Source organism: Cytobacillus sp. GQ23 (assembly GCF_059758675.1).
Genome location: NZ_JCAXER010000008.1, coordinates 41,625 through 66,155 on the forward strand (window position 1 = coordinate 41,625; position 24,531 = coordinate 66,155).

Genomic DNA, 24,531 nt, shown 5'->3' on the forward strand with positions numbered 1-24,531 from the left:
AGTAATATAGACATTGGAATCCGGAACTGCCGGACAGCCAGTGGGACATAAACAAGCAATAACCGGCATATAATGGATTGTAACTGGGAGAACCTTAAACCTCTCCTTAGTCCTGGTGAATTTCAGCCAGAGGGCGACAAAAGGTGAATCTTGGTGCATGGGTGGGCGAGTTACTAATGATCCACCCTTTTTTAATTCTCATGGATATTCTCTCTTAACCTATTTTGACACTTTTAGAAATCAGAAGGATATTTACTTAGATAGAAAAGGAGATCCGCAAGATGCACGGATCTCCTTTTAAATTAATAGCTCAAATTTAACGCATAAAAAGCTGCAGCAACATTGCTTGGTGGAATAATAGCTAATGCTGCCGGATACTCTGAATTCATCCCGTTACAGTCACAATCACGCCATCCATATTGTTGCCTGAAATCTCATATTGGCGATCCTCCGGTACATTAATCGTACCTGTCTTGGATACCGGGTAATAAGTAATCGTGTATGCTTCTCCATCAATTTCAGCTGAGATTTGCTTTTCTTCTTTTAAATACTCTAAGTATTCTTCTAAAACGAGATTCTTTTCCTTCATAATTGCACTATGAGGCAGGCCGACATAACGGATATGCCAAGGTTCATATTGTATTCCTGTTATGTCTGTCTTGTCCCTTGGATAGCGCAGGATGAACCCGTATCTCCATGCATTTTCTTCAATCCACTTGCCTTCAGGTGCATGCGCCATTTTCATTTGCGTGGAACCTACATCAAGCGATAACCCTACATTATGCTCGCTATATCCGGCTGGCAGGGCATAATCAGAACCCATCTCCTGATACAGCATACTTTGCTCGTCAAACCCACGAAAGCCGCTGGTGATGGAGAAATTGCGGACCCCTTCTTTTTTAGCGGCAGCGATCATCTTAGAAAATTCCCGTTCCACAGCCTCTGACAAAAGAGTGTCTCTGTTTAGCACAGTATAGTCCCTTGTCCCTTCATAGGCCTCAGACAGATTGATGATGTCTGATTTCACACTTTGCGGATGAACCGGATATTGATCATTCACTAAAAGCAGATTTCCTTGATAGATTTGTTCTTCCTCTATTTCTTTTTTATAATCATTAGTAGAGCTGCTATCTCCTATTTTCTTTTGGATCCTAACGTCTGGTTCAAAAAATGAGTCCAGGTTTACGAATGTCAACCCTATGAATACGACTAGTAAAAAACCCCACATCTTCATTTTACAGCTTCCTCCCTATTCTTCCTTGATTTAAGAATAGGAAAAACTATTTAAATAAAGAGTAGGGTAAAGTTTAAATTTTTCTTAAGTCCTAACTAATCTTCATTACTTGGTTCACTTTCTAGTGGCAGACGGACTTCAAAAATAGTCCGAATGACGTTACTTTCTGCGGTAATAGTACCATTATGCTGCTCTACTATATTCTTCGCTATGAACAATCCCAGACCAGTGCTGTCTTCCTGATGGGTACGTGCTTTATCACCGGTATAAAACATATCAAATAGATGTGGAAGCTCATCCGGAGGAATGCTGTCCCCGTAATTCACCACTTGAACGGCCACTTCATCCCCATCAATGGTTCCGTTAATATCGACATACTGGCCTTCATACCCATATCGGATAGCATTGGTTAGAAGATTTTCAAATACACGCGCGATCAGTTCTCCATCAGCCAAAATGGGCAGATGAGGGATGCAATCAATACGGGCAGTCAAATGATTCTTTTTGAAAGCAGGATACAATTCTTCCTTCAATTGATTAAGCAGGTCCGTTAAATTAAAACTCTTTTTTTCAACTGGGAGCATGCCATAATTCATTCTCGTCATTTCGAATAATTCATCAATCAGTTTTTCCAGACGCTGTGATTTCGTATAGGCAATGGTCATAAAGTGCCGGACTTGTTCTTCAGTCAAGGTATTGTCCTTTAGGATTAAATCTAAATAACCCAGCACAGAAGTAAGCGGAGTCCTAAGATCATGCGCCAGATTTACGACCAATTGATCCTTGCTGCTTTCGGAAAAATCTCCTCTTTCAACCGCTTGTCTCAGTTTTTCACTTGCCAGGTTAATGTCATTGGCAATATCCCGAAATTCATCATTGGACTCTATGTGAACATGATGCGAAAAGTCCCCCCTGGAGAGATGATGAATTCCGGTTGAGATTTCGTTAAAATAGATGGAATACCGCTTTGTCAGCAGGTAAAAAAATAGAAACGAAAGCGGGATAAACAGCAGTAAAAAGACGTTAATGTCGCCAATTTGTGCTATCACCAGACGATAGTATTGCAGCCTGTCCCCATACTGGACATTCTCGTGATAGTATAATTGCAATGCTTTAAAGACAATAAACGTGATAAGTCCGGAAAAAGCCATACTTAAACTAAATAGCAGAATCATCTTTGACCGAAAGCTTCGCACCAGTTTACCCATTGAACGAATACCCGACTCCCCACACGGTTTTGATCCATTTGTGGTTCTGTCTGTCTCCTTCAAGCTTTTTCCTTAGCGTACGAATATGTACCATCACAGTATTGCCGCTTTCAAAATAAGCTTCTCCCCACACCTGCTGAAAAATATTTTCCACACTGTACACCTTCTTTGGATGACTGGCCAGTAAATATAAAATGTCAAACTCTTTCGGTGTAAGGTCGATGGATTCGCCATAGAGGGTTACTGAGCGCTGATCAGGTGTAATCACTAACCCGCCATATTCCAGATAGTTTTTAGGGTCTGCTTTCGGCTGATTCAGCTGTTTAAAACGCCGAAGCTGCGCATTTACACGGGCAACCAATTCGATCGGGGTGAATGGTTTCGTCATATAATCATCTGCTCCAATGACCAGCCCCTGTACTTTATCGAAATCAGATGTTTTGGCACTTAAAAAGATGATGGGCATATTATGCTTCTCACGAATGCGGCGCGTTACCTCATACCCATCCATCTTCGGCATCATGATATCCAAAATCAGCAAATCAACCGGCTGCGTCTCAACAACCCGGACCGCTTCCACGCCATCTGAAACCTTAATCACACGATACCCTTCTTTTTCTAAATGAATGGCAACCAGATCCGCAATGTCCTCCTCATCATCTGCAATTAAAATTGATATATCTTTCATCTTTCCACTCCTAAAAAATGATCATACTTCAAGTAAATCATGACCTATTCATTTTCTATTATTTCCTATTTTTTTTCAAAGAAATAGTCATATTATGATAGCCATAAAACTCAAACACCTGAAGCAGCAGTAAGAAGAGGCCCCCTAAAAATTCATTTTACTAAGTGTACCTGTTTTTTTTTAATGAAATGGTTTTAAATCAAAATAAAAATGCCTATCTTTTTTCAAGATAGACACTCCATATGTGAATACTTTAGAATGATTACCCAACAACATTTGTTACAACTTCGATATTCCCCTCAGTTGCTCTTGCATAAGGGCAAACCTTGTGTGCTTCCGCAACGATTTCTTCTGCCACGCTGGTTTCAACGCCCTTTACGGTGACATCCATGGCAAGGGCAAGAACAAAGCCATCGTCCGCATCCTTTCCAAGCGTAACTTTTGAATCAATATTAATGCCGTCAGCTTTAACTTTCTTTTTCCTCATAACCGTGCCCATGGCTCCCTCGAAGCAAGCAGCAAAGCCTGCAGCGAATAGCTGCTCCGGATTGGTTCCTTTTCCATCCCCGCCTAACTCCTTTGGATACCCCAAATCTACATTCAGATTATTATCATCAGATACCGCTTTTCCTTCCCTGCCGCCTTGAACATTTACAGTAGCCGTGTACACTTTCTTTTCTATCTTCATCATTTTGACAAGTCCCCTTTGCGTGATAGATTAGTTTTCATTCGTTTAGTGCTCCTGGTACTAACTTATAGTAACTATTCGCTGTTCCAATCTATTCCCCGTTAAGGAGTCATTAAACAAAGAATTGAACATCATAGAGACGTACAAAGGCATTAAGAGAAGTACAACAGACCTAGAAAGTTCTGTAAATAATGTAATTTAGAAATACAAAAGGAGCAGATTAGCCTGCCCCTTTCTCAAAAAAAGTTCTCCAAAACATTATTTAAGCTTTACTTCCGGCACCAGCTCTAATGCCCCTTGGCGGCCTCAACAGAAATGCCCCTTACTCCTATCGCTTTATATTCACTGTTGTGACTTCGAACTTATCGTACCTATGCCGCGCAAACGAGTACTCAAAAGGAACTCCATTATCCAGGAATCCCACATGCTCTACCTCAAGGATTGGATCATCTGCCTTGCATTCCAAATATTCCTGATCCAATTCATCCGATTTGCAGGCTCTGATTTTCCGATGTGAACCTGCAATGGTCAGTCCTAACTTCTCCTTAATATGCTGATAGATGGAACTATAAAGGACATCATCCGTAATACCGGTAATCAGCGTTGTCGGCATGTAGGTTTTTTCAAGTACATAAGGCTCTTCTTCCACAAACCTTAAACGGATTAAATAGTATACCGGGGTTTTCCTGTCAATTGCCAGATGGGAGGCAACTTCCTCGCTCGGAAACTGAACCTCAAACTTAATCACTTCACTCGTCACTTTTTTATTTTTCAGCAGGCCTGTCAGCCCGGCCGCTTCATTACCTACTACATTCACACGGCCATTTTGGATGGCTGACTTTACAATGAAAGTCCCATGTCCTCTCTTTCGGTATAGAAGACCTTCAAGTACTAAAATATCAAGTGCACGCTTCATCGTCATCCGGCTGCAGCCGAATTCCTTCGCAAGCGTTATCTCATCAGGAATCGGTTCATCAACTGAATACTTTCCGCTGCTGATTCTCTCCCTGACTTCCGCAGAAATAGATTCATATTTGGTCATAACTGATCCACCCTAAATAAATATATTGGCTCTTACCTTAACATTATAAATAGAATATATACTAATTTGGCTAATTACCCAAAAAAGATGGTCATATGACCATCTTCTTTAGAAACCATTATGTTCAGATACAGTCTTAAACCATTGACCGCTTTTTTTAATCGTCCGTTCTCCGTCTTTAGCCAAATTAACGGATACAAATCCGTAGCGATTTTTATAGGCGTTTGTCCATGACCAATTGTCCATGAATGTCCAAAGATGATACCCTTTCACATTCGAACCTTCCTGATGAGCTTTATGGACCCATTTTAAGTGTTCCCGAATAAACTCAATCCGATAATCATCCTGAATGACGCCGCTCTCATCGCGGAATTTTTCTTCCCCTTCTACCCCCATGCCATTTTCAGAGATAAAGCATTCAATATTTCCATAGTTGTCTTTCAAATTGACAAGGATATCATATACCCCCTTCTCATAAATTTCCCAGCCGCGATGAGGATTCATTTTGCGCCCTGGCATGACGTAGTTATCAAAGAATCTCTCCGGCATGAAAGGCGCATCCGGATTTGGAAGGTTCTCTTTTGCTTTCACACGTCTCGGCTGATAATAATTCACACCCAGTATGTCGACTGTATTGTCTTTAATCAGCTCTAAATCCCCATTTTCCACTGCAGGCATAAATCCTTCTTCCTTTAAGATCTGAACAAGCTCCTCCGGAAACTCACCTTTTACAGAAGGGTCAAGGAAGGAACGGTTGAAAAATGCATCCGCAAGAACAGAGGCTTTAACATCAGCCAGGTTCCGGCTTCTTGGATAGGAAGGAGTCAAATTCAGGATGATGCCGATCTTTCCGCCTTGATTCAGCTCCTTATAGACCTTAATGGCTTTGGCACTTGATAAAATGGTATGATAGGCTACCTGAACAGCTTTCCCAAAATTGATTTCATTTGGATAATGAAAATCGTAAAGATATCCGCCCTCAACTGGAACAATCGGCTCGTTATGGGTAAACCACTTCTTCACCCGGTCTCCAAATAGCTCGAAGCAGGTTTTCGCATATACCTCATAAGCATCTACTACGTCTCTGTTCTCCCAGCCCCCCAGCTTCTGCAATTCCATCGGCATATCGAAATGAAATAAATTAACGAAAGGCTCGATGCCATTTCCAAGCAATTCATCGATTACACGGTTATAAAACTCAACGGCTTTTGGATTGATTTCCCCTGTTCCATTGGGAATGAGCCTTGCCCATGAAATTGACAGCCGAAAGGAGTTGTGGCCGATTTCCTTCATTAATTTAATATCTTCTTTGTATTTATAGTAAAACTGCGAGGTGTTCTCCGGCCCTACTCCATCAAAAAAGCGGTTGGGTTCGATTTCATACCAATGGTCCCAAATATTCTTGCCTTTTCCATCTATATCTGCTGCACCTTCCGTTTGAGTGGCTGAAGCAGAAGACCCCCACCAGAACCCCTCAGGGAAACTGTATTTGATTTCATTATTGCTGTTCATGCTGGTCATATGAAACTCTCCTATTCTATTCATTTATTTATTTTAAAGTATCATTTTGTATAAATTGTTGGTTATTATGATAATTGCAGTAATGGGTGCTCAAGCATTCTGCAGGGTATCACCTGTCCCGCTGCTCCCCCAGAGTCTCGAATCTTCCGCTGCAATGAACTCTGTAAATAAAATTCAACTAGCAAGAACCGCTGCAAAAACAGCCTTTAATAAAGAAGAGCAGTAGAACCGGTCCAGCAGATGGTTATGCTGCTTTTTCCGTTACACCTGCCCTTTTCATTTATTTTTCAATTATGCAGCCTTGCTTTCTTCTTCCTCTTTTTTCGTATTTATTCGATCAATGGCTTTCAGGAATGGGAACCAGATTGAAAATACAATTGCCATATTCACGAGCTGAAGGATTCCTCCAGCCAAGGAATTTGTGGCCATGATGCCATTGATAAAAACCGGAACTGTCCATGGAACCGAAACGCCTGTTGGCGGCGGCACAAGACCAGAGGCCGTGGCAAAATAGGAAACTAACGTAACCACCATTGGCGCTAAAATCCACGGGACGATAATGACAGGGTTCATCACAATTGGCAAACCAAAGATGATCGGTTCATTTACATTGAATAAACCAGGTCCAAGACCAAGCTTTCCGACCTGCTTCATTTGCCTGCTCTTCATAAAGAACAGAATGGCCAGAACAACGGCAAGTGTCATGCCTGTACCACCCATGCCAACTGTATAGATCTCAATAAAAGGCTTTGAAATAATATGAGGAACAGGCTCACCTTTTGTATATGCCTCAAGGTTTTCAATCATTAATGTATTCCAGATCGGGTCCATCACCGAGTTGATGATGATTTGGCCGTGCAAACCGAAGAACCAAAGGATTTGAATAAAGAAGATGGCGATCAGCGTCGGGATAATTCCGCTTCCCAAGCCAACAAGCGGTGCCTGGATGGCTTTGTAGATAACATCATGCATATTCGTGCTGAAGCCCAGAGTAACAACGATATTGATCCCTAAAAACACAGTTAACGTTAAAACAGCCGGAATAAGGGCAGCAAATGACTTCGCAACTGCCGGCGGGACACCCGGAGGCATTTTAATGGTAATATTCTTTTGGACAATCCCTCTGTAAATCTCTGCAGAAAGAAAGGCCGTTATCATTCCAAGGAACATTCCCTTTGCACCCAGGCGATCTACGGGAATAACTCCCTGTATCGCTTCTCCGGTCTCAGGCTGAAGCACAAACGGCGTCAGCAGCAGGAAGGATACTAAAGCAATGGCTCCCCCAAATATCGCTTCCACATCGTAGCTTTTTGACAGATAATACCCTATGCCAAACACAACAAAGATGGACATGATGCCCATTGTAGCCGATGAAGCGTTTCCAAACATCCCCCGGAATATGTTAAGTGCTTCATCGCTCATCAGCTTATCCAGGAATGGCAAATTGGTTAATACGACAAAGATGGACCCAAAAATCGTCAATGGAAATGCCAGCATAAACGCATCACGAAGAACAGCTAAATATCGGTTGTTATTTAACCGGCCAGCAATTGGCACCAGGAATTTGCTCAGCTTTTCAAACATCACTTTCCCTCCAATACCTATTAAAATCAGATACTTTTTTTCTTGAATAATTCAATTAATTCTTTTACTAATTCTTTCATGGTCAGCGTGGACATTAAATGATCCTCCGCATGCATCAATAACAATGCAAAATCAACTTTTTCACCAGAAGCTTCTTTTTGGACCATCTTAAAATGGATACCGTGCGCCTGCTTTAAGTCCTCTTCCGCCTGAAGCAAGAGACTGTCTGCCTTCTCAACCCTATCCTCACGATACTCCCTCAGTGCTTGCAGTATTTTACTTCTTGCATTCCCGCTATGAAGGATGAGCATGAAATTCACCTGCTCTGCATTAAGGTTTTCTAACTCAGCTAGTTCCATTACTTATCCCCCATCAGCTTGCAAGCTTGTTCATACGCTTTTTGGCCATCTGCCATTCCATAGGCCATCATATCGATGACATCAACCTTTATGCCATATTGATTCGCTTCCTTCTGAAATTCCTCTTTAAGAAAACTCATTTGCGGGCCAATCAGCACAACATCAGCCTCCGGCATCTCCCTTTTGGCCTGATCCTGACCGACTGCCCAGATTTTCGCTTCCTCACCAATCGATTTTGCGTGCGCTTCCATTTTCGTTACTAAAAGGCTTGTTGACATTCCTGAGCTGCAGGCTAGTAGAATTTTTTTCATGACTATCAAACTCCTTAAAAAATTTTAGTAGATTTGTTAAATGAACCGCTTACAGTTCCAATTATAAACAAATTAATTTAAATGTCTAGACATTTAAATTAAAAATACGAACATTTATTTCGATCATTTCAAAGAGGAGTTTCCAAACAGTGCCTTTTTCACCTCCTTTACTCGAGCACGCTTCTGACTTCTTGGGATATTTTTGGTTCCACTGCATCCTTCGTCCGCCAGTTGATTCACTTCAGCGACTCCCAATACTTTGAGCTAATCTTAGAGTCTTCTTTTATATAAGAGATTCTTCCAATGTTCTCAGCCCCATCTTTGTATTGCGCATACAAAAATTGTATACAGCTACATTCCCTATGAAAGCGATTGCGAACGAGCTGATATGGAAGTAAAGTTAGGGTAATTGTTCAACATCTACGTCAAGGGGGTTAAGTAATGAATACGAAGGTGAAGAAGTCTTCAAGCGGGTGGGAGTTTTTCCAGGGGCTTGGAAAGACATTTATGCTTCCTGTTGCACTTTTAGCATTTATGGGATTGCTTTTAGGTATCGGCAGTTCGTTTACAAGTCCTGCAACCATCGAAAATTTACCTTTTCTGGATCATAGCGTGATTCAGGTTGTCTTACGCTTTATGTCAATGGTTGGCGGTTTTGCTTTTACTTATTTGCCGCTTTTATTTGCTGTAGCGATTCCGCTTGGATTAGTCCGCTCTGAAAAAGGGGTCGCCGCTTTTTCAGGTCTTATTGGTTATATCATGATGCATTTATCGATTAATTTTTACTTAACAGAAACAGACCAGCTTGCCGCTGCAGATGTGATGAGACAAGAAGGTCAAGGGATGGTCCTTGGCATTCAGAGTCTCGAGATGGGTGTTTTAGGCGGGATTATCGCGGGTATTCTTGTTTATTTGCTGCATCAGCGCTTCCATACGATTAAGCTGCCAAATGCCTTTGCCTTCTTTGGAGGGGTCAGATTCGTTCCTATCATTACTTCTATTGTCATGTCAGTCGCAGGTATACTCATTCCAATGATTTGGCCATTGTTTACCATGATTATAAATGGAATAGGGTCAATGATAAGCAGTGCCGGAGTGTTCGGTCCATTCCTATTTGGCGCCGGTGAACGATTGCTTCTTCCATTTGGATTACATCATATTTTAGTAGCCATGATTCGTTTTACAGAAGCCGGGGGAACCATGGTGGTAAATGGTGAGACTGTTTCAGGAGCGCTCAATATCTTCTATGCCCAGCTGCAAAGCGGAGAGCCTATCAGTTCTTCAGCAACAGCCTTCCTATCACAAGGGAAAATGCCGACCTTTATGTTTGGTCTTCCAGCGGTTGCTTTAGCCATTTATCACACAGCAAAACCAGAGAATCGCCAAAAGATTAAGGGGCTGCTAATCTCAGGAGTCATTGCTACTTTTGTAACGGGGATTACCGAGCCAATTGAGTTTCTGTTCCTGTTTCTTGCACCAGCCCTATATGGAATCCATGTGGTATTAACTGGACTAGGATTTATGGTAATGGCCCTTCTTAATGTAAAAATTGGGAATACCGATGGCGGAATTTTGGACTTCTTTATTTTTGGAATCCTGCAAGGAGCTGAATCAAAATGGTATTTGGTTGCAGCAGTGGGATTGGTTTGGTTTGCGATTTATTATTCCGTTTTCCGTTATGCCATTGTCAAATTCAACTTAAAGACTCCAGGCAGAGAAGATCAAACAGAAACTGAAGGATCGGCTGCACCAGAAGGCATCAACGGAAAAACGAGCAGCCAGGCAAAAGAATTATTATATGCCTTAGGTGGTGCAGAAAATATTATTTCGCTTGATAACTGTATTACCAGATTACGGCTTGTGGTTGATGATATTCAAAAAATTAATGAACCGGCATTGAAGAAGAATGGTGCACTTGGCGTGATTAAATTAGATGCCCATAATATTCAAGTGGTCATTGGACCACAAGTAAATCATGTTCGAGTTGAGATAGATAAGCTTATAGACATTCATGAAGTGAAAAGTGGATGAGAAATCTCTCATCCCTTTTTTCATCTTACGCAGCTTTGAAAACAACTAGAGAAAAGAGGTTTATTATGAAACATCATTTTGATCAATCTATCAGTCGAATCGGGACCTATTGCACGCAGTGGGATTATATGGAGGATCGATTTGGTTCAAGTGATTTACTGCCTTTTAGCATCTCAGATATGGACTTTAAAAGCCCTCCAGAGATGATTCAGGCGATACAAAAACGCACCAGCCATGGCATTTTTGGGTATACAAGATGGAACCATGAAGACTATAAATCTTCCATTGCCGGCTGGTATAAAAGAAGGTTCGATAACGAAATACCAATAGATTGGGTAATCTATAGTCCGAGTGTCATTTATTCGATTGCAAGACTGATAGAGATTTTAACATCTGAAAGCGATCAAGTGGTTATGCAGGTGCCTGCCTACGATGCTTTTTTTCATGTCATTCACCAGTCGAAACGGGAGCTGATTCCTAACCCGCTTTTATACCAGAATGGAAAATATGAAATTGATTATGAGGATTTGGAAAAAAAGCTGCGTCATCCAAAAGCAAAGATCTTATTGCTCTGCAATCCCCATAACCCGACCGGGAGGGTGTGGACAGAGCAGGAGCTGAAGAAAATCACCGACCTTTGTGCCAAATACCAGGTAAAGATCATTTCTGATGATATTCATATGGATATTACCTTTCAAGACCACCGGTTTATTCCTATTACCAGTGTGGCAGATGATCTGCAAAATATCTATATCTGTACGTCTGCCAGTAAAACCTTTAATACACCCGGCTTGGGCGGCTCCTATCTATTGATTCCGAACGAAAAGACGAGAGAAAGCTATATGAAGCTTTTAAAATATCGGGATGGCGTTTCAAGCGCCTCAATTTTTGGAGAAATTTCCGTTATCGAAGGCTATCGTCATGGTGATCAGTGGGTTGATGAACTATGTTCCTACCTGTATAATAATATGAAATTAGTGAAGGAGTTCATCGATCAAGAACTGCCATCCATTCAATTTCGTATCCCTGAATCCACATATTTAGCATGGATGGACTGCACTGAACTTGGGAAAACCAATCAAGAGCTCCAGCAGGCCCTTGTTAAAGCGGGAAAGGTCGGAATCATGTCTGGCGCAGTCTATGGTGAGGAAAGAGGAATCTTTTTACGAATGAATGTTGGCTGCCCTCAATCTAAAGTCATAGAAGGTTTAGAGAGACTAAAACGCTCGGTTCTATCTCTTACACCATAACTGATAAGAACTCTTGATCCATGGCTGTGAAAAGGTGATATCATGCAATCGTTTATGAAACGGCTAGCCCAGCATCGGGATCAATTAAGTCAGCTTGAAAAGCAGGTACTGGATTATATCATACGCTATCCTAAGAAGATTATTAATTTAAAACTCGAAGAGGCAGCAAAGGAAATGTATGTTTCGACTGCTACCATCAGCCGAACCTGTAAAAAACTCGGCTTTCAGGGCTTTCAGGACTTTAAACTCCAGCTGCATTTAAACATTAGGTATAATGATCAAGGTGAAAGCCAGGGAATTTCAGAATCCTTATCATTCCATGTTAAACGCTATGAAAAAGATATACAGGAAGTATTAAATAGAATTGATGAAGAGAAGCTGAATAAAGCTGCTTCGCTGATTAAGCAGGCAAGACATGTAGAATGGTTCGGTATGGGCCATTCCTATTCTGTTTGCTGGGATGCTTCCAAAAAACTGCTGATGTTAGGCAAGAGCAGCACGGCTAGAATGGATTGGGATGATTTGCGGAGTGCTGCCCTCAACGTAAGAACGGATGACCTTGCTATTTTTGTCTCCTATAGCGGAGAAACCTTACATATTTTAGAGTATGCACACATTCTAAAAGAGCGCGGCATCACAATGCTATCCATTGTCGGAACCCCATCAAACGGTTTAGTAGAACTATCGGATTTTGTTTTTTACACCCCTATTGAACATTGCTACCTTGATGACATTGATATGTGCTCCCGGGCACCCTTTCAACTTTTCCTGGATCTATTGCTTGTAGAATATCGGAATTTGAGCAGTGGCTCCCCATAAATAATAAAGCCTCCCTATACGGGAGGCTTCTTTAGTGTCAAAAATTCTTTTGTATTATCCCCTCTCATCCTTATACAGGACAACTTGTACTGTTCTTAATGCAACGGTTGAAAAAAAGCACTATAAGCTTTTCGCGGATTCTCGAACCACTCGGCTGCTTCGTCTGCAATCTTTTGATCTTCTGCGCCTGATAACAGGGTTTGAACAACATGCTCATGCAGTGCCTGCGTCATTGCATTGGTCCATGCTGTTACTTCTTTTACAAATGGTTTTGTACGATTCCAATATTCCTCCCCAAGCTGGTTGTCCCATTTAGAATTTTTATTCTGGATTATAGTTTCGTATAATTGTTCAGCACAGTAAGAAGACAGATTACAGCCTTGGCCAGTAATCGGATCATTCAGAAAGACACTATCTCCACAGCCAACTATTAGTTTATTTTTCATCGTTGCATAAGGCTTTCTAATTACAGGCTTAATGGCAACCTTAAGGAAGGCATTTTCATCGGAAAGAGCAAAGCGATCCTGATCGATTCGTTCATGGATATCTTTGAAATATTGCTTTGTTACATTCCTCATTTGATTTGTAAATTCTTTTTCGTGCTTAATTTCTTTAAATACATCTAACTCCCTGTCTGGGATGGCCATAATGAACAATATCGTAACTGGCCCGTGTTCTGTGATTGCAGGAATTTCAAACATTTCTCCAATTTCAGGCAGAACTGTTACGCTTACACCAGAAGGCTCAACCGGCTTTACTCCGTTAAAATAACCAACGATGCATTTTCGTTGAGGCACTTGGAAAGGAGAAAGCTCCTTTTCAATAGGAAATGGAAAGACAGGGCCCGATTTCCCTGTACAATCAATGATTAAATCAAACTCATCTGCCAAACTTTCTGCCTGATCTTTATTAACTCTTAAAAGCCGAGTAGATACACCTTTGTTTTCAAGATCCTCCAAGCAATGGGAGAAGTAAAGACGCTGGTCAACAGATAATGCTGGTTCTTTTAGATTTCCAACAAATAGTTTTTGATCACCAATGGTCATATGGATACTGTTAATAAGCGTTTTTCCATCCCACTTTGGCATTTTAAAACGGTTTTCCCGGGTTCTTGTTGGACCAAAGTGCACTTGGGTAGACATAATCCGTCCATGTTGAATCTTTTCGGAAGAGTTTGAGTGAATAACCGTTACATCAAAATCTTCTTTAAGAGAATAAGCCAGCTGTAAACCTGCTGTGCCACTGCCTATAATACATATTTTCCTTCTCATGATTCTCTCCCCTTTGTAATTTGGTTTCCTTCCGTCAAGCAACAAAAATTCTTAATTTTCCAACTTTTACAGTCTAAATAAAACATAGAGTGTTGTAAATGCGTCAATTTATTTAATTTTCTATTACTTAATGCTAAGAAATAGCGGAGATCTTATAAATTGAGAAAAGGATGATGAGGCTATCGCTTTAGATAAAAAAACGGAAAAGGTCATAAACACCTCCTCCGTTTTTTGTATGAATATAGTATGGAATTTTGCTAACCTACCTGCCCTGTAGTGCCATGATATTACCTGTGTTAGTTTAATAGCTTCAAGGGATCATTTCTCCCAGCAGATAAGAAATAATATCTTTATTCTTGCATTGCAGAGAATCTGGAATATCTTCACGAATTGATTTCAATGCAAAATAATGGGTGTTCTCATTGTCTTGAAAAAGGTTATATCGCAAAATATTCTTTTCACTTGCAACTGTACTTACAATCTGTTCAAAGAATTGTCCATAAGCAAATAGATCCTCTGAAGCTAAATGAAAGATGCCCTTTAGTTTATTTTCAATGATGAACCGTAATTGTCTTGCTAACACGACATCCAAAAGATTGCTGCATATTAAATTTCTATACACATCAATCATTTTGTCTTGTGCTGCCGATACTCCTTAACTCCATAGCCAATTCTTTATGAAACTGGAGTTGGTCAACGAAATCCCCTCTTATGCAAGAAATCACTGCGTCAGGCTTAATTGATCGTATAATTTGTCTCATCTTATCGATTTGTTGGACTTCCAATTGGAATTCCTTACTTTCGGTAAGGCTTGTAAATGAAGAAGAATATGTTCCATACAGGTCAAATCCCTCTTTAAGTTCATCAGCTAAAGCTTTTCCTACTAGACCGCTTGCACCAAGAATTAGAACCTTTTCCATTGTCATTTCCCCTTTATCGAACCTTTTTTATCATAAGCAGACAATATTAGAAAAAATTTTTTAACGGCGGAGTAATTTCATTTCGTAAACAGTTTCCAGTGCCCTTCGGAGACCACTTCGACCTCTCCTTCGATCACCTTGAGGGCGGTTTGATCATCAATTGCATATGCCTGCCCCTTCATCCCGGCGGCCCATCTCTCTGCATTAGCCATCGTGTTATACGGCAGCATTTCGTGATCCAAATGCGGGAACATTGCAAAATCGACAAGTCCCAGCGTTTCATCACCACCGTTGGGTGGATTCCAGCCAAAGAAGAAGTCCCCGATGTTTGGTGCCATCACCATGCTCCCGGCACTCATTCCCACATAGACTGCGTGCAGTGACGGCAAAAGGTCTGCGAGCCCTGACTTCCTCATCCAATGGCAAAGGTAGAGGGCGTCGCCGCCCGACACCAGCAGGGCGTCTGTCTCCCGGATCAGCGGCACCCAGCGGTCTTCGCCGATGCTTGGCAGCGCTGTGAGCTCCAATACGCCGACAGACTTCCAGTCCAGACCGACCATCGGATTCTCTTCTTTTCCGCTAATAAACTCCCAGGCTTTGACGCCAGGACCGACCCAGGGGTGTCCGTACATCGCGGTGGGAATGCACAGTGCGTTGGAGTCGGCGATTGGCTTCCCCAGCATGTCAACCAGCGCGTCATGTATGCTTTTGTTATTAATGCCTGCAGATGTAAGCAGTAATTTCATCCTCACAACTCCTTGTCATTACAAGCTGCTATTTTTTTGAATCTCGTAATTCCTTTTCAGCAAACCTGCTGCTTAATACCCAATCCGCAATAAGAAATGTATTAACCTTAAAATATACTTTAGGAATTAAAAAAACTTTACTTGCTATTACTACTTCTTCAGTAATAGTTTAAATTCCTTGTTTACCAACCTGCTCCTGCCATGGCACCCGCGGGAGCTCCCGTCCTCAATCACCGTCATTAAGAGAGCATCCAGAGTTACTTCAATTGAAAAGGCATTGGTATTAATCAATCGGAGTGATATGGCATACATGACTCCACTAAAGGAAGCAGCCACTCCGGCCGTTACTCTGGCAATCAGTTTATAGGGTAGAGCTTGATACCCTAAGGCTTCTGACGATCTTCCTTCCGGAACATGCTTTTAGCGCTCGCCTGTGGACGATTCTGTAAATAGCTTCAGCGCGACAATAACAAGCCCAAACTCACAAGAGTAATATTATAGAAGGAAGTACGGTCTTTGAATACGCCAGGCACACTGAAGGTAAAACCGGCTCCCCCAGTGTGTTAGACCCCGCTTAAAATAAAGCTAGTAAAAACGAGCAAAAATAACCCCGCCCAAACTGAAGTGGCGGGGGTAAGTAATCTATTAACTTGATCAATTAATCGTTTCTAGTGATTTTCCCAATCATATCAGCTTCCAATGCAAACCAGATAGTCTTCCCATCACAGGTTGCAATGCCATGGGGTTCAGCATTAGCTGTTACAATCGGATATTCCGCAATCACCCCATCGGCTGTAAGTCTCCCAATCTTATTTGCGCCCCATTCTGTAAACCATAAATCGTTTCCTGCCCCTGCTGTGATGGCATGCGGCTTTGCGTTTGGGGTTGAAATTTTATATTCCGTTATTTCTCCACCAGCAGTAATTCGCCCAATTTTATTGCCGATAATCTCGACAAACCAGAGGGCTCCATCGTTCCCTTTTGTTATTCCAACCGGCCCGGAAGCAGGGGTGGGAATGGCAAATTCCGTCACGTCCCCATTTTCCGTAATTCTTCCGATAGCGTTATTTTGGTTTTCTGTGAACCACAGAGCGCTATCAGACCCCATCGTGATAAATGCAGGGTACGAACCTGGAACCGGAAGGTCATATTCATGGATAGAACCATCATCCTTAATCCGCCCAATACGATTTGCATTCATTTCGGTAAACCAGATATCACCATTCGGCCCTTCCGTAATCCCATAGGGTGCTGAATCTGGCTGGGGCAAGGGATATTCCTCGATAGAGCCTTCTTTCGTTATTCTCCCGATGTTGTTTGCCCCATTCTCGGTAAACCAGACCTCTCCTTTTGATGACACCATTACACACATGACTTTTGCATCCGGCGTCGGCAGCGGGTATTCAGTTATTTCCCCATCCAATCCGATGCAGCTGATCATATTGGCTTTATGCTGTGTAAACCAGACCTCTTCCTTTTCTGAAACAGCGATTCCATATGGGCCTGTATTTGTGCGGCCAGGTTTTATCTCCTGTAATTTAAATTCCATCCTTTTACCTCCGAACCACTAAAATTTCCCCAAAAAACAAAAGCCTCCTATCTCACTTTCCGAGACAGGAGGCAGTGTGGCACAACCTTGGACTTAAATAGGCTCTTCGAAACAAAGCCGTTCTTCAAGTCAAAAAGCACACACATTCAATCCTGTCTCAGAAAAATCATCGATAAATAAAGCCCATTCCCACACGGTGTGGAACTTGAACGGGAGCCTGTACTATCGGTTTTCACTAAGTGCAGGATTAAAGGATCATGTGCTTTTCTTCACCCTTTCAGCATTGAATAATCTCACTGTATGACATTTACTGGAGGATGTCAAATGATGCTTGACTGATAGAACTTAAGTTGACAGAATAGTAAGAAATATGGCAGCGGTCTTCTTTTAATGAACCATTTTAATATATAATAGAGTGTTGGATATTACAGAAAGGTTGAGACAACATGAAAAAGGTTTTTGCAAATTACAAGCTAACCATCTTCCTGCTCCTCTCCATCCTCATCGGCGGAGTTGCCGGAGTGGTTTTTGGCCCCAAGACTGCGGTTGTGAAGCCGTTTGGGGATTTATTCTTGAATTTATTGTTTATGATCATAGTGCCGCTCGTCTTTTTTAGCATCGCTTCCAGCCTTGCAAATATGGGCGGTATGAAAAGACTTGGGAAGATTATGGCCGGGATTTTCACCGTGTTTTTTATTACGGCTGTCATTTCTGCCATCCTGGGCTTCATCGGGATTTCGATTGTGGATCCGCTGAAGAATACAGATGTCTCTGCAATTAAGAGCATTATGGCGGAAGCTACTATCGATCCTGAAGCGGAAGAAATCACATTCCTGGGTCAGCTGGTTCAGGCGTTCACGGTTCCTGATTTCCAAATGCTGTTCTCAAAGAGCAACATGCTGCAGCTGATTGTATTCTCGATTTTATTTGGATTGGCAACAGCGATGTCAGGTGAAAAAGGCAGACCGATTGCCAATCTCCTTTCATCCGGTTCAGCCGTGATGATGAAGTTTGTTGGATTTGTCATGTACTATGCGCCAATCGGTCTTGGCTGTTACTTCGCTACCATCATTGGTGAGCTTGGCCCGCAGATTTTGGGCGGATATGTCCGTGTGTTTGTGCTTTATCTGGTATTGACTCTTATTTACTTCTTTGTTTTCTTTACGCTATACGCCTTTGCGGCTGGCGGTAAAGATGGCGTCAAGGTGTTCTGGAAAAATGCGATCACTCCTTCTGTCAGTGCGATTGCCACATGCTCGAGTGCAGCATGTATCCCAATTAACCTGGCCGCTGTCCGAAAAATGGGTGTACCCCAGGACATTGCGGAGACGATGATCCCGCTTGGAGCGAACACACATAAGGATGGTTCTGTTATTGGCGGAGTCTTTAAGATCGTCTTCCTGTTCAGCTTGTTCGGAAAAGACATGTCGAGCATGACAAGCATCATTACGATCCTTGTTATTTCGTTCCTGGTTGGAGCTGTTATGGGTGCCATTCCAGGCGGCGGGATGATAGGCGAAATGCTGATCCTGAGTGTGTTCGGCTTCCCTCCTGAGGTGCTGCCGGTTATCGCTGTTATATCTACGGTCATTGATGCACCGGCTACCCTCCTGAATTCAGCCGGCAACACGGTTTCGGCCATGATGGTCAGCCGGATTGTTGAAGGGAAGAATTGGCTGAAGGAATCATTGCTAATTAAACAAGCCTAAAGAAAGGACGTGTGGAAATTTCCACACGTCCTTTTTTCTTGTTATACCCTTTTTCAACAAATGGCTATTTTATCTTCGATTTATGTTTTCCTTTAATAAAATCAACGGCTTCCCTCGTTTTATCCAGATGCTTCACAGTCTCTTCATACTGTTGGGATGCTGCCCGCATAAAAAGAATATCAATCACGTGCAGCTGAGCCATCCGTGAGGAAGTCGCACCGCTTCGGAAGGTTGCCTCTTTTGTTGTAGACGTATAAAGGCGGATATCAGCCCGATCGGATACCATGGACGATCCATATTTGGTTAAGCTTATGGTTGTGGCCCCTTTTTGATTAGCAAGCTCAATAAGCTTGGCGACTTCAATTGTTTGGCCGGAGAAAGAAATGCCTACAACAACATCTTCTTCGCTTGCATTCGCAATCACTGTTGCTGCAAGATGCAGGTCGGAAAAAGCATTCGACATGTGGTTGATCCTTAAAAACTTTTGCTGTGCATCCTGTGCGATAATATTAGAAGCCCCTACCCCAAAAAAATGAATCGTTTTCGCATTTTGTATGGCATCTACAGCTTTGGACAATTCGTCTGTACTAAGAAGCTCTGCTGTTTCACGTAAGGTTTGAATACTATTATTCGTCATTTTTTGAATAATCGAACTGAGGGACTCGTTTGGTTCAATATCCCTAAAACCTTGTTCTTTTGTTTTTTGAAGGTCTCCCGCAATCCTCAGCTTTAAGTCTTGAAACCCCTTCAAGTCCAAAGATTTACAAAGTCTTATGACAGCTGCACTGCTTGTATTGCTCTGCTTCCCTAATTCACTTGCTGTTAAGGAAATGGATTCCTTAGGGTTTTTTAATATATACGCAGCAATTTTGCTTTCTGAAGGCGGGAGCTTTGGAAGCATTTCGGACAGCATCACAAGTCCACCGGTCATAAATGACATGAACACCACATCTTTCTCTCTATAAATTGTTTTATGGTGGAATAAACTGGGGGATCTTTACTCATCCCTTCAGTTAAACGCAAAACTAAATCGTTTTTTTCATTACATGGAATGTACGCGTAATTTCAAAGCCAGTCTTTTTATACAAATACCCTGCAGAAGTCTTCTCGCCTGTCCATAAAAACCAGGCGCCATGAAGGCCTTCTGAACGCATTTTGTGCAGGCATTCGTTTAGCAGAATTTTCCCTAGCCCTTTCCCCTGCTGCTCTGGATCCACTCCAAAAGGTCCGAAGCGGTCAGGAATACCTTCATAGCCTCCATAAATACAGAAACCAACCACCTTATTTCCTTCACGCGCAACTAATATCCGCTCTAATGGAAGGCCCTGCAAGACCCCTTCGCGTATGGCTCTTCCCCAGTCCGGGTTGAACTTTATATTGGCAAATTGAATGACTTCATAAAGGTCTTTATCTTTTGCTTCATTGAAAGTATATCCTTCTTCTTCCCTTTGATTCTTTAGTGCATTCACGGCCTGAGGCACCTGGAATCCAACTAAATTGCGGTCCATGGCAACAGGTGAATACAGCTTTTGAAATCCTTGTTTTTGTAAAAATTCAAAAGCCTCCGGGTAATTTTCCTCGTCAATTCCCGGCAAAATATAATTCGGTGCATAGGAAGCAAAAAATACGTTCGTCCTGCCGTTTTCTTTTAAAAAACGAACGGCGGCCTCCATCAGCTCCTTTCCCACACCTGAGCGCCGGTAGTCTGGATGAACAAAAAAGAAGGGAATCCAGCCATTTTCCGGTTCCAAATCTGTTCCAAACATAGGCAATAACCTTCTAACAGCATAAACACAGCCTACTAATGCATCCTTCTCGAATGCTAATCGCAATCCTTGCGGGTCAAAATTCCCATCTAATAATACTAAATTTCTGAATCTTTTTGAAGTAATAGGATCTTTTGCTAAACATTGATTCCACAAACTCACAATTTTTGTTTCGTCACCTGATTGATAATAGCGGTACGTTGCCATGTATTTCTCCCCTTCCATTAACTTTACTATTCTACTTATATAATAAATAAGGCTTTGCCTGCTCATTGAATCTTTCAAGCTGCTCCTCACAAGCCTGTAAGAATTCGTTTATCTTGCCCTCTAAAATGATCGTTCTCAGCCTATTGGTCCCTGCTAGCAAATCGAAGAAATACTTTTCTCTGTGCTGAATAAATTGAAATTGTTTCGGATACATCTCAGCAATGGTCTCCAGCACAGTCAGCCCCGTTTTTAAAGAATGAACGGCTGAACGGTCTGCTATATGTAATTGAATCCCTTCACAAACCTGGTCTTTAAATTTTTGATAAAAAGGTTTAAATGATGTAGGACGGACCAGCACACCCGGGATGTTTCGTTCATTTATATTCCTGGCTAAACGGTACCCATCAATAAATGGTGCCCCGATATATTCAAAAGGGCGGGTTGTTCCTCTCCCTTCTGACAAATTCGTCCCCTCCACTAAGCAGGTTCCTGGATAAAGCAAGCCCATATCTAATCCAGTCGTGTTAGGAGATGGCGGCACCCAAAACATACCCGTTTGATCATAGTACATATGCCGTTCCCAGCCGTCCATTTTAACAACGGTTAAATCGCAATTAATGCCGAACTCATGCTTATAAAGCAAAGCGATCTCCCCAACAGTCATTCCGTGCCTATTCGGGATTGGATAAAGACCCACAAAGGATCTGAACCCATCTTCAACTAAGTTTCCTTCCACCTCTGTGCCTGAAATCGGATTGGGCCGGTCCAGCACTACAAATTGCTTTCCATACTCAGCGCATGCTTCCATCATGTAGGCCATCGTATAGATGAATGTATAGTATCGGGCCCCAATATCCTGAAGATCAAACACGATCACATCCACATGGTCGAGCATTTCCTTTGATGGTTTTTTGGATGAACCATACAGACTAAATACGGGAACCCCTGTATACGGATCAATCGAGGATTCGACACTTTCACCTTCTTTTGCATCACCGCGAATACCATGCTCTGGCCCGTATAATGCCGTTAAGTTAATTTCAGGGTGTTCATGAAAAAGGTCAATGGCCGGTACAAGCCTTTCATTCACCCCTGTCATATTGGTCACCAGTCCGATTCTCATCTTTTTGAAATGACGGAATTCATTTTCTAAAAAAAGATCCAGTCCAATTTTCATTCCTGCACCGCCTTTTAAATTTACTGAAAAAGAAAACCCGCTTAAACCTTCTGCGAGTTTTGACTTCCCATTTGAATTTGTTCTTTAGGAAATGCCCTTACTGCAATCCACATCATTACGTAGCTCATTAATCCACCGCCAATAAAGAGGACTAGAATAGGCAGGTATTTTAGAAGGATTAGTAAAAGGACAGTTCCTGCAACCATAAAAATCGTCAATAGCGGACGTCCAGCCGCTATAATGAATGAGTATTTTACATAGGCCAATGTTTTGAACTTAAAATGAACAAACACCGGGAACATATAGAGAATACATATAAAATAGATGATTAAGAGGAACAAAATGATAAACGAAAAAGATTGAAAGATAAATTGTTCTGATGTCTGAAAAAAACGAAGGTCCACATATAAAATCAAACCAATGATGATGAATAAGTAGCCAATCAGGTTAGATTGAATAAAATTTTGCTTATATGCCGCCCAAAAGGTTTTCACGACAGGCACTTCCCGTTCTCCAACCACCCATTTCCTTGTAACGGTAAACATGGCTGCTGTTGAAGGAAAAAATCCTGCTGCTCCTAATCCTGCCAGTGTAAAAAGAATCCACAGCAAATTGACATACATTAATCTCGTTATCCATTCTGATATGTCATACAATTTTCGTATCAGTCCATCGAATCCCATTGTAAGTTCCCCTCTATGTTCCATTTTTTCTAATTCATTTAGCAGCCCCAACCCTAATCGAAGAGCTGGGGCTGTCTAAATTCACGCATTAAGATTACTATTTTGCTTCTTTAAATCGGTCATAGGCAGCCTGGTGAATTTTTTCCAGCTTTTCAACTCCTAAACTCTTAAGTGTTGAAACATACTTATCCCACTGATCAAAGGATACTTCGCCAGATACAAATTTTGCCTCCATTTGCTCTATATAGCTATCAATATCCGGTTTTAACGTATTCACTTCACTTTGCTCATCCATTGTTAAATACACCTGAGGAAATGGCACTTCCGCATGAGGCAGATATTCATCCTCAACCCAACCGGCGATTTTATGAATGGTTGGATTATCTTCTTTTAGGAAGAAATCGTTTTCAATTACCATCGGTACTGGAGTTCCTGCACCAGGAGCATCTTGTGCATTCGCCTGGGTTGTATTCATCCCTTCCGGCGCAAGCAGTCTCCAGGCCGTTTTTGAATCATCTGTCCACTCCCAGTTTTCCCCTTCTACTCCTAAACGGGCAAGAATGGAGCCTTCTTCAGAGTATAAATGGTCGATCCAGCGCATTGTAGCCTCAGGATTCTTGTTTTCACTCGTTATGGCAAATCGTCCGCGTTTAACTTCAGGAATTTTCGTCACAACTTTTTTATCAAATTCCGGGCTGGTTAATGGCGGCAGTAATGGATACTTTGCTGCTTCTGTTACATCAGCGAATCCAATCATAACGATTGGCCATGTCGGGAAGACACCTACTTTATTTTCAGCGCCTTTTGCAACATACTGCTCCCAGGTATGAGAGAAGACTTGCTGGTCCAGTAATTTTTCCTCATATAAACGATTCAGGAATTTTAAATACTCCTTGTACCCGTCTTGTGTAAATGCATATTTCACTTTGCCATCGACTTCAGTTATGCCATCCGTCTGATTAACACCAAAAGCAGGCAGGATGTTAAATCTTAGATCGGCAAGGGTAGGTGCAGATAATGGGATTTCATCATCCTTCCCATTTTTATTGGCATCCTCTTCTTTAAACTTTTTAAATAGCTCATACAATTCCTCCGTTGATTCCGGCCGTTCAGCTCCTACATTTTCGAGCCAATAGCCGTTCATCCAGGTTAATGGCGCTTGGGAGTGGCTTAAATTATCAATCCCTGGCAGCGTATAAATATGGCCATCGGGCGCTGTAATGGAAGCTTTTAAATCAGGATATTTTTCCATTACCTTTTTTAAATTAGGAGCGTATTTGTCAATTAAATCCTCCAGCGGAATTAATAATCCCTGTGAACCGTAATCCACCTCTTCACTGGCCGTAAATTGGCCGCCAAAAAATACATCTGGAAGCTCTAAGCTTGAAAACGCTAATTGCTTTTTTTGTTTAAACTGATCGGAGGTGGCTGTCGTAAATTTAAAATCAATGTTTGTGAGTTCATTCATTTCTTTGAAGAACGCCATTTCGCCCCATGCAGGCTGAAGAGGAGAAGATTGCCCCATCATTTCCAGCTTAATCGGCTCGTCCACGATTGGATAATTGCTTTCATTAAAATTCTTAGGCGGCTCTTTCGGACCGGATGTTTCCTCATTTTTCGTACATCCCGCAAGTAAAGACATTGCCAGTACTGACGTTAATACAACACCTGAAGCCTTTTTCATTTTTATTTTCCCCCTTTTTAATTTCAAGCTAACCAGCCTCTTTATAAATACTGCTTTACCACCACACCCTTTCAGGAGAATATC

General features: G+C 41.8%; 23 protein-coding genes. 4 read left to right on the forward strand and 19 right to left on the reverse strand.

From position 1 onward, the window contains the following. Positions 1-385: 385 nt before the first annotated feature. From vanY to AC6CHU_RS08435, 9 genes are all read right to left on the reverse strand, one after another. On the reverse strand, positions 386-1,234 hold the full coding sequence (gene vanY, locus AC6CHU_RS08395; protein ID WP_159864747.1) for a VanY-A/VanY-F/VanY-M family D-Ala-D-Ala carboxypeptidase: 849 nt from the start codon (positions 1,232-1,234) through the stop codon (positions 386-388). A 95-nt stretch (positions 1,235-1,329) separates the two neighbouring features. Continuing rightward, complete coding sequence (locus tag AC6CHU_RS08400) at positions 1,330-2,442, reverse strand: sensor histidine kinase (RefSeq protein WP_159864750.1); 1,113 nt, start codon at positions 2,440-2,442, stop codon at positions 1,330-1,332. Further along, the gene (gene vanR / locus AC6CHU_RS08405; protein WP_251284352.1) at positions 2,435-3,130 is read right to left on the reverse strand and encodes a vancomycin resistance response regulator transcription factor, VanR-F/VanR-M family; all 696 of its coding nucleotides are present in this window, start codon (positions 3,128-3,130) and stop codon (positions 2,435-2,437) included. The genes AC6CHU_RS08400 and vanR overlap by 8 nt, the downstream gene beginning before the upstream one ends. Positions 3,131-3,392: 262 nt before the next feature. Further along, positions 3,393-3,821: an organic hydroperoxide resistance protein gene (locus tag AC6CHU_RS08410; RefSeq protein ID WP_159864756.1), complete on the reverse strand. Its 429-nt coding sequence runs from the start codon at positions 3,819-3,821 to the stop codon at positions 3,393-3,395. Positions 3,822-4,146: 325 nt separating this feature from the next. After that, positions 4,147-4,860: a GntR family transcriptional regulator gene (locus AC6CHU_RS08415; RefSeq protein WP_159864759.1), complete on the reverse strand. Its 714-nt coding sequence runs from the start codon at positions 4,858-4,860 to the stop codon at positions 4,147-4,149. Positions 4,861-4,968: 108 nt separating this feature from the next. Next, complete coding sequence (locus AC6CHU_RS08420; RefSeq protein ID WP_159864844.1) at positions 4,969-6,372, reverse strand: glycoside hydrolase family 1 protein; 1,404 nt, start codon at positions 6,370-6,372, stop codon at positions 4,969-4,971. Positions 6,373-6,672: 300 nt separating this feature from the next. Next, a complete protein-coding gene (gene celB, locus AC6CHU_RS08425) occupies positions 6,673-7,965 on the reverse strand; it encodes a PTS cellobiose transporter subunit IIC (protein ID WP_498121189.1) in 1,293 nt (430 codons plus the stop codon). Between the two features lie 26 nt (positions 7,966-7,991). Beyond that, positions 7,992-8,324: a PTS sugar transporter subunit IIA gene (locus AC6CHU_RS08430; RefSeq protein ID WP_159864765.1), complete on the reverse strand. Its 333-nt coding sequence runs from the start codon at positions 8,322-8,324 to the stop codon at positions 7,992-7,994. Beyond that, complete coding sequence (locus AC6CHU_RS08435) at positions 8,324-8,635, reverse strand: PTS sugar transporter subunit IIB (protein WP_159864768.1); 312 nt, start codon at positions 8,633-8,635, stop codon at positions 8,324-8,326. Before AC6CHU_RS08435 ends, AC6CHU_RS08430 begins: the two co-directional genes overlap by 1 nt. 441 nt (positions 8,636-9,076) lie before the next feature. Between AC6CHU_RS08435 and malX the strand changes: the two genes are divergently transcribed. The 3 genes from malX (at position 9,077) to AC6CHU_RS08450 (ending at position 12,735) form a co-directional block, all read left to right on the forward strand. Next, the gene (gene malX, locus AC6CHU_RS08440) at positions 9,077-10,666 is read left to right on the forward strand and encodes a maltose/glucose-specific PTS transporter subunit IIBC (protein WP_498121192.1); all 1,590 of its coding nucleotides are present in this window, start codon (positions 9,077-9,079) and stop codon (positions 10,664-10,666) included. A 65-nt stretch (positions 10,667-10,731) separates the two neighbouring features. Next, the gene (locus AC6CHU_RS08445; protein ID WP_498121194.1) at positions 10,732-11,916 is read left to right on the forward strand and encodes a MalY/PatB family protein; all 1,185 of its coding nucleotides are present in this window, start codon (positions 10,732-10,734) and stop codon (positions 11,914-11,916) included. Between the two features lie 42 nt (positions 11,917-11,958). Next, on the forward strand, positions 11,959-12,735 hold the full coding sequence (locus AC6CHU_RS08450; protein WP_498121196.1) for a MurR/RpiR family transcriptional regulator: 777 nt from the start codon (positions 11,959-11,961) through the stop codon (positions 12,733-12,735). Between the two features lie 95 nt (positions 12,736-12,830). On the opposite strand, the gene AC6CHU_RS08455 is transcribed toward AC6CHU_RS08450, so the two are convergent. The 5 genes from AC6CHU_RS08455 to AC6CHU_RS08475 form a co-directional block, all read right to left on the reverse strand. Next, on the reverse strand, positions 12,831-14,006 hold the full coding sequence (locus AC6CHU_RS08455) for a styrene monooxygenase/indole monooxygenase family protein (protein ID WP_498121198.1): 1,176 nt from the start codon (positions 14,004-14,006) through the stop codon (positions 12,831-12,833). 310 nt (positions 14,007-14,316) lie between these two features. After that, positions 14,317-14,637 (reverse strand): hypothetical protein, encoded by a 321-nt coding sequence (locus tag AC6CHU_RS08460; RefSeq protein ID WP_498121200.1) that lies wholly within the window; start codon positions 14,635-14,637, stop codon positions 14,317-14,319. After that, positions 14,630-14,926, reverse strand: coding sequence for an NAD-dependent epimerase/dehydratase family protein (locus AC6CHU_RS08465; RefSeq protein WP_159864783.1), 297 nt, complete (start codon positions 14,924-14,926; stop codon positions 14,630-14,632). Before AC6CHU_RS08465 ends, AC6CHU_RS08460 begins: the two co-directional genes overlap by 8 nt. Before the next feature lie 77 nt (positions 14,927-15,003). After that, the gene (locus tag AC6CHU_RS08470; protein ID WP_159864786.1) at positions 15,004-15,672 is read right to left on the reverse strand and encodes a Type 1 glutamine amidotransferase-like domain-containing protein; all 669 of its coding nucleotides are present in this window, start codon (positions 15,670-15,672) and stop codon (positions 15,004-15,006) included. Positions 15,673-16,330: 658 nt separating this feature from the next. Beyond that, positions 16,331-17,221: a Vgb family protein gene (locus AC6CHU_RS08475; RefSeq protein WP_159864789.1), complete on the reverse strand. Its 891-nt coding sequence runs from the start codon at positions 17,219-17,221 to the stop codon at positions 16,331-16,333. Between the two features lie 446 nt (positions 17,222-17,667). On the opposite strand from AC6CHU_RS08475, the gene AC6CHU_RS08480 reads away from it, so the two are divergent. Continuing rightward, positions 17,668-18,930, forward strand: coding sequence for a dicarboxylate/amino acid:cation symporter (locus AC6CHU_RS08480; protein ID WP_159864792.1), 1,263 nt, complete (start codon positions 17,668-17,670; stop codon positions 18,928-18,930). Between the two features lie 64 nt (positions 18,931-18,994). On the opposite strand, the gene AC6CHU_RS08485 is transcribed toward AC6CHU_RS08480, so the two are convergent. The 5 genes from AC6CHU_RS08485 to AC6CHU_RS08505 all read right to left on the reverse strand — a co-directional run bounded on the left by AC6CHU_RS08485 (position 18,995) and on the right by AC6CHU_RS08505 (position 24,447). After that, positions 18,995-19,870, reverse strand: a complete 876-nt coding sequence (locus AC6CHU_RS08485; RefSeq protein WP_201306532.1) for a MurR/RpiR family transcriptional regulator — start codon at positions 19,868-19,870, stop codon at positions 18,995-18,997. A gap of 85 nt (positions 19,871-19,955) precedes the next feature. After that, positions 19,956-20,903 (reverse strand): GNAT family N-acetyltransferase, encoded by a 948-nt coding sequence (locus tag AC6CHU_RS08490; protein WP_159864795.1) that lies wholly within the window; start codon positions 20,901-20,903, stop codon positions 19,956-19,958. A gap of 31 nt (positions 20,904-20,934) precedes the next feature. Next, positions 20,935-22,080 (reverse strand): exo-beta-N-acetylmuramidase NamZ family protein, encoded by a 1,146-nt coding sequence (locus AC6CHU_RS08495; protein ID WP_159864798.1) that lies wholly within the window; start codon positions 22,078-22,080, stop codon positions 20,935-20,937. A gap of 41 nt (positions 22,081-22,121) precedes the next feature. Further along, positions 22,122-22,763, reverse strand: a complete 642-nt coding sequence (locus AC6CHU_RS08500; RefSeq protein WP_159864801.1) for a YesL family protein — start codon at positions 22,761-22,763, stop codon at positions 22,122-22,124. A 97-nt stretch (positions 22,764-22,860) separates the two neighbouring features. After that, positions 22,861-24,447 carry an extracellular solute-binding protein gene (locus AC6CHU_RS08505; RefSeq protein ID WP_159864803.1) on the reverse strand — a complete coding sequence of 529 codons (1,587 nt, stop codon included), beginning with the start codon at positions 24,445-24,447 and terminating at the stop codon, positions 22,861-22,863. Positions 24,448-24,531: the final 84 nt, after the last annotated feature.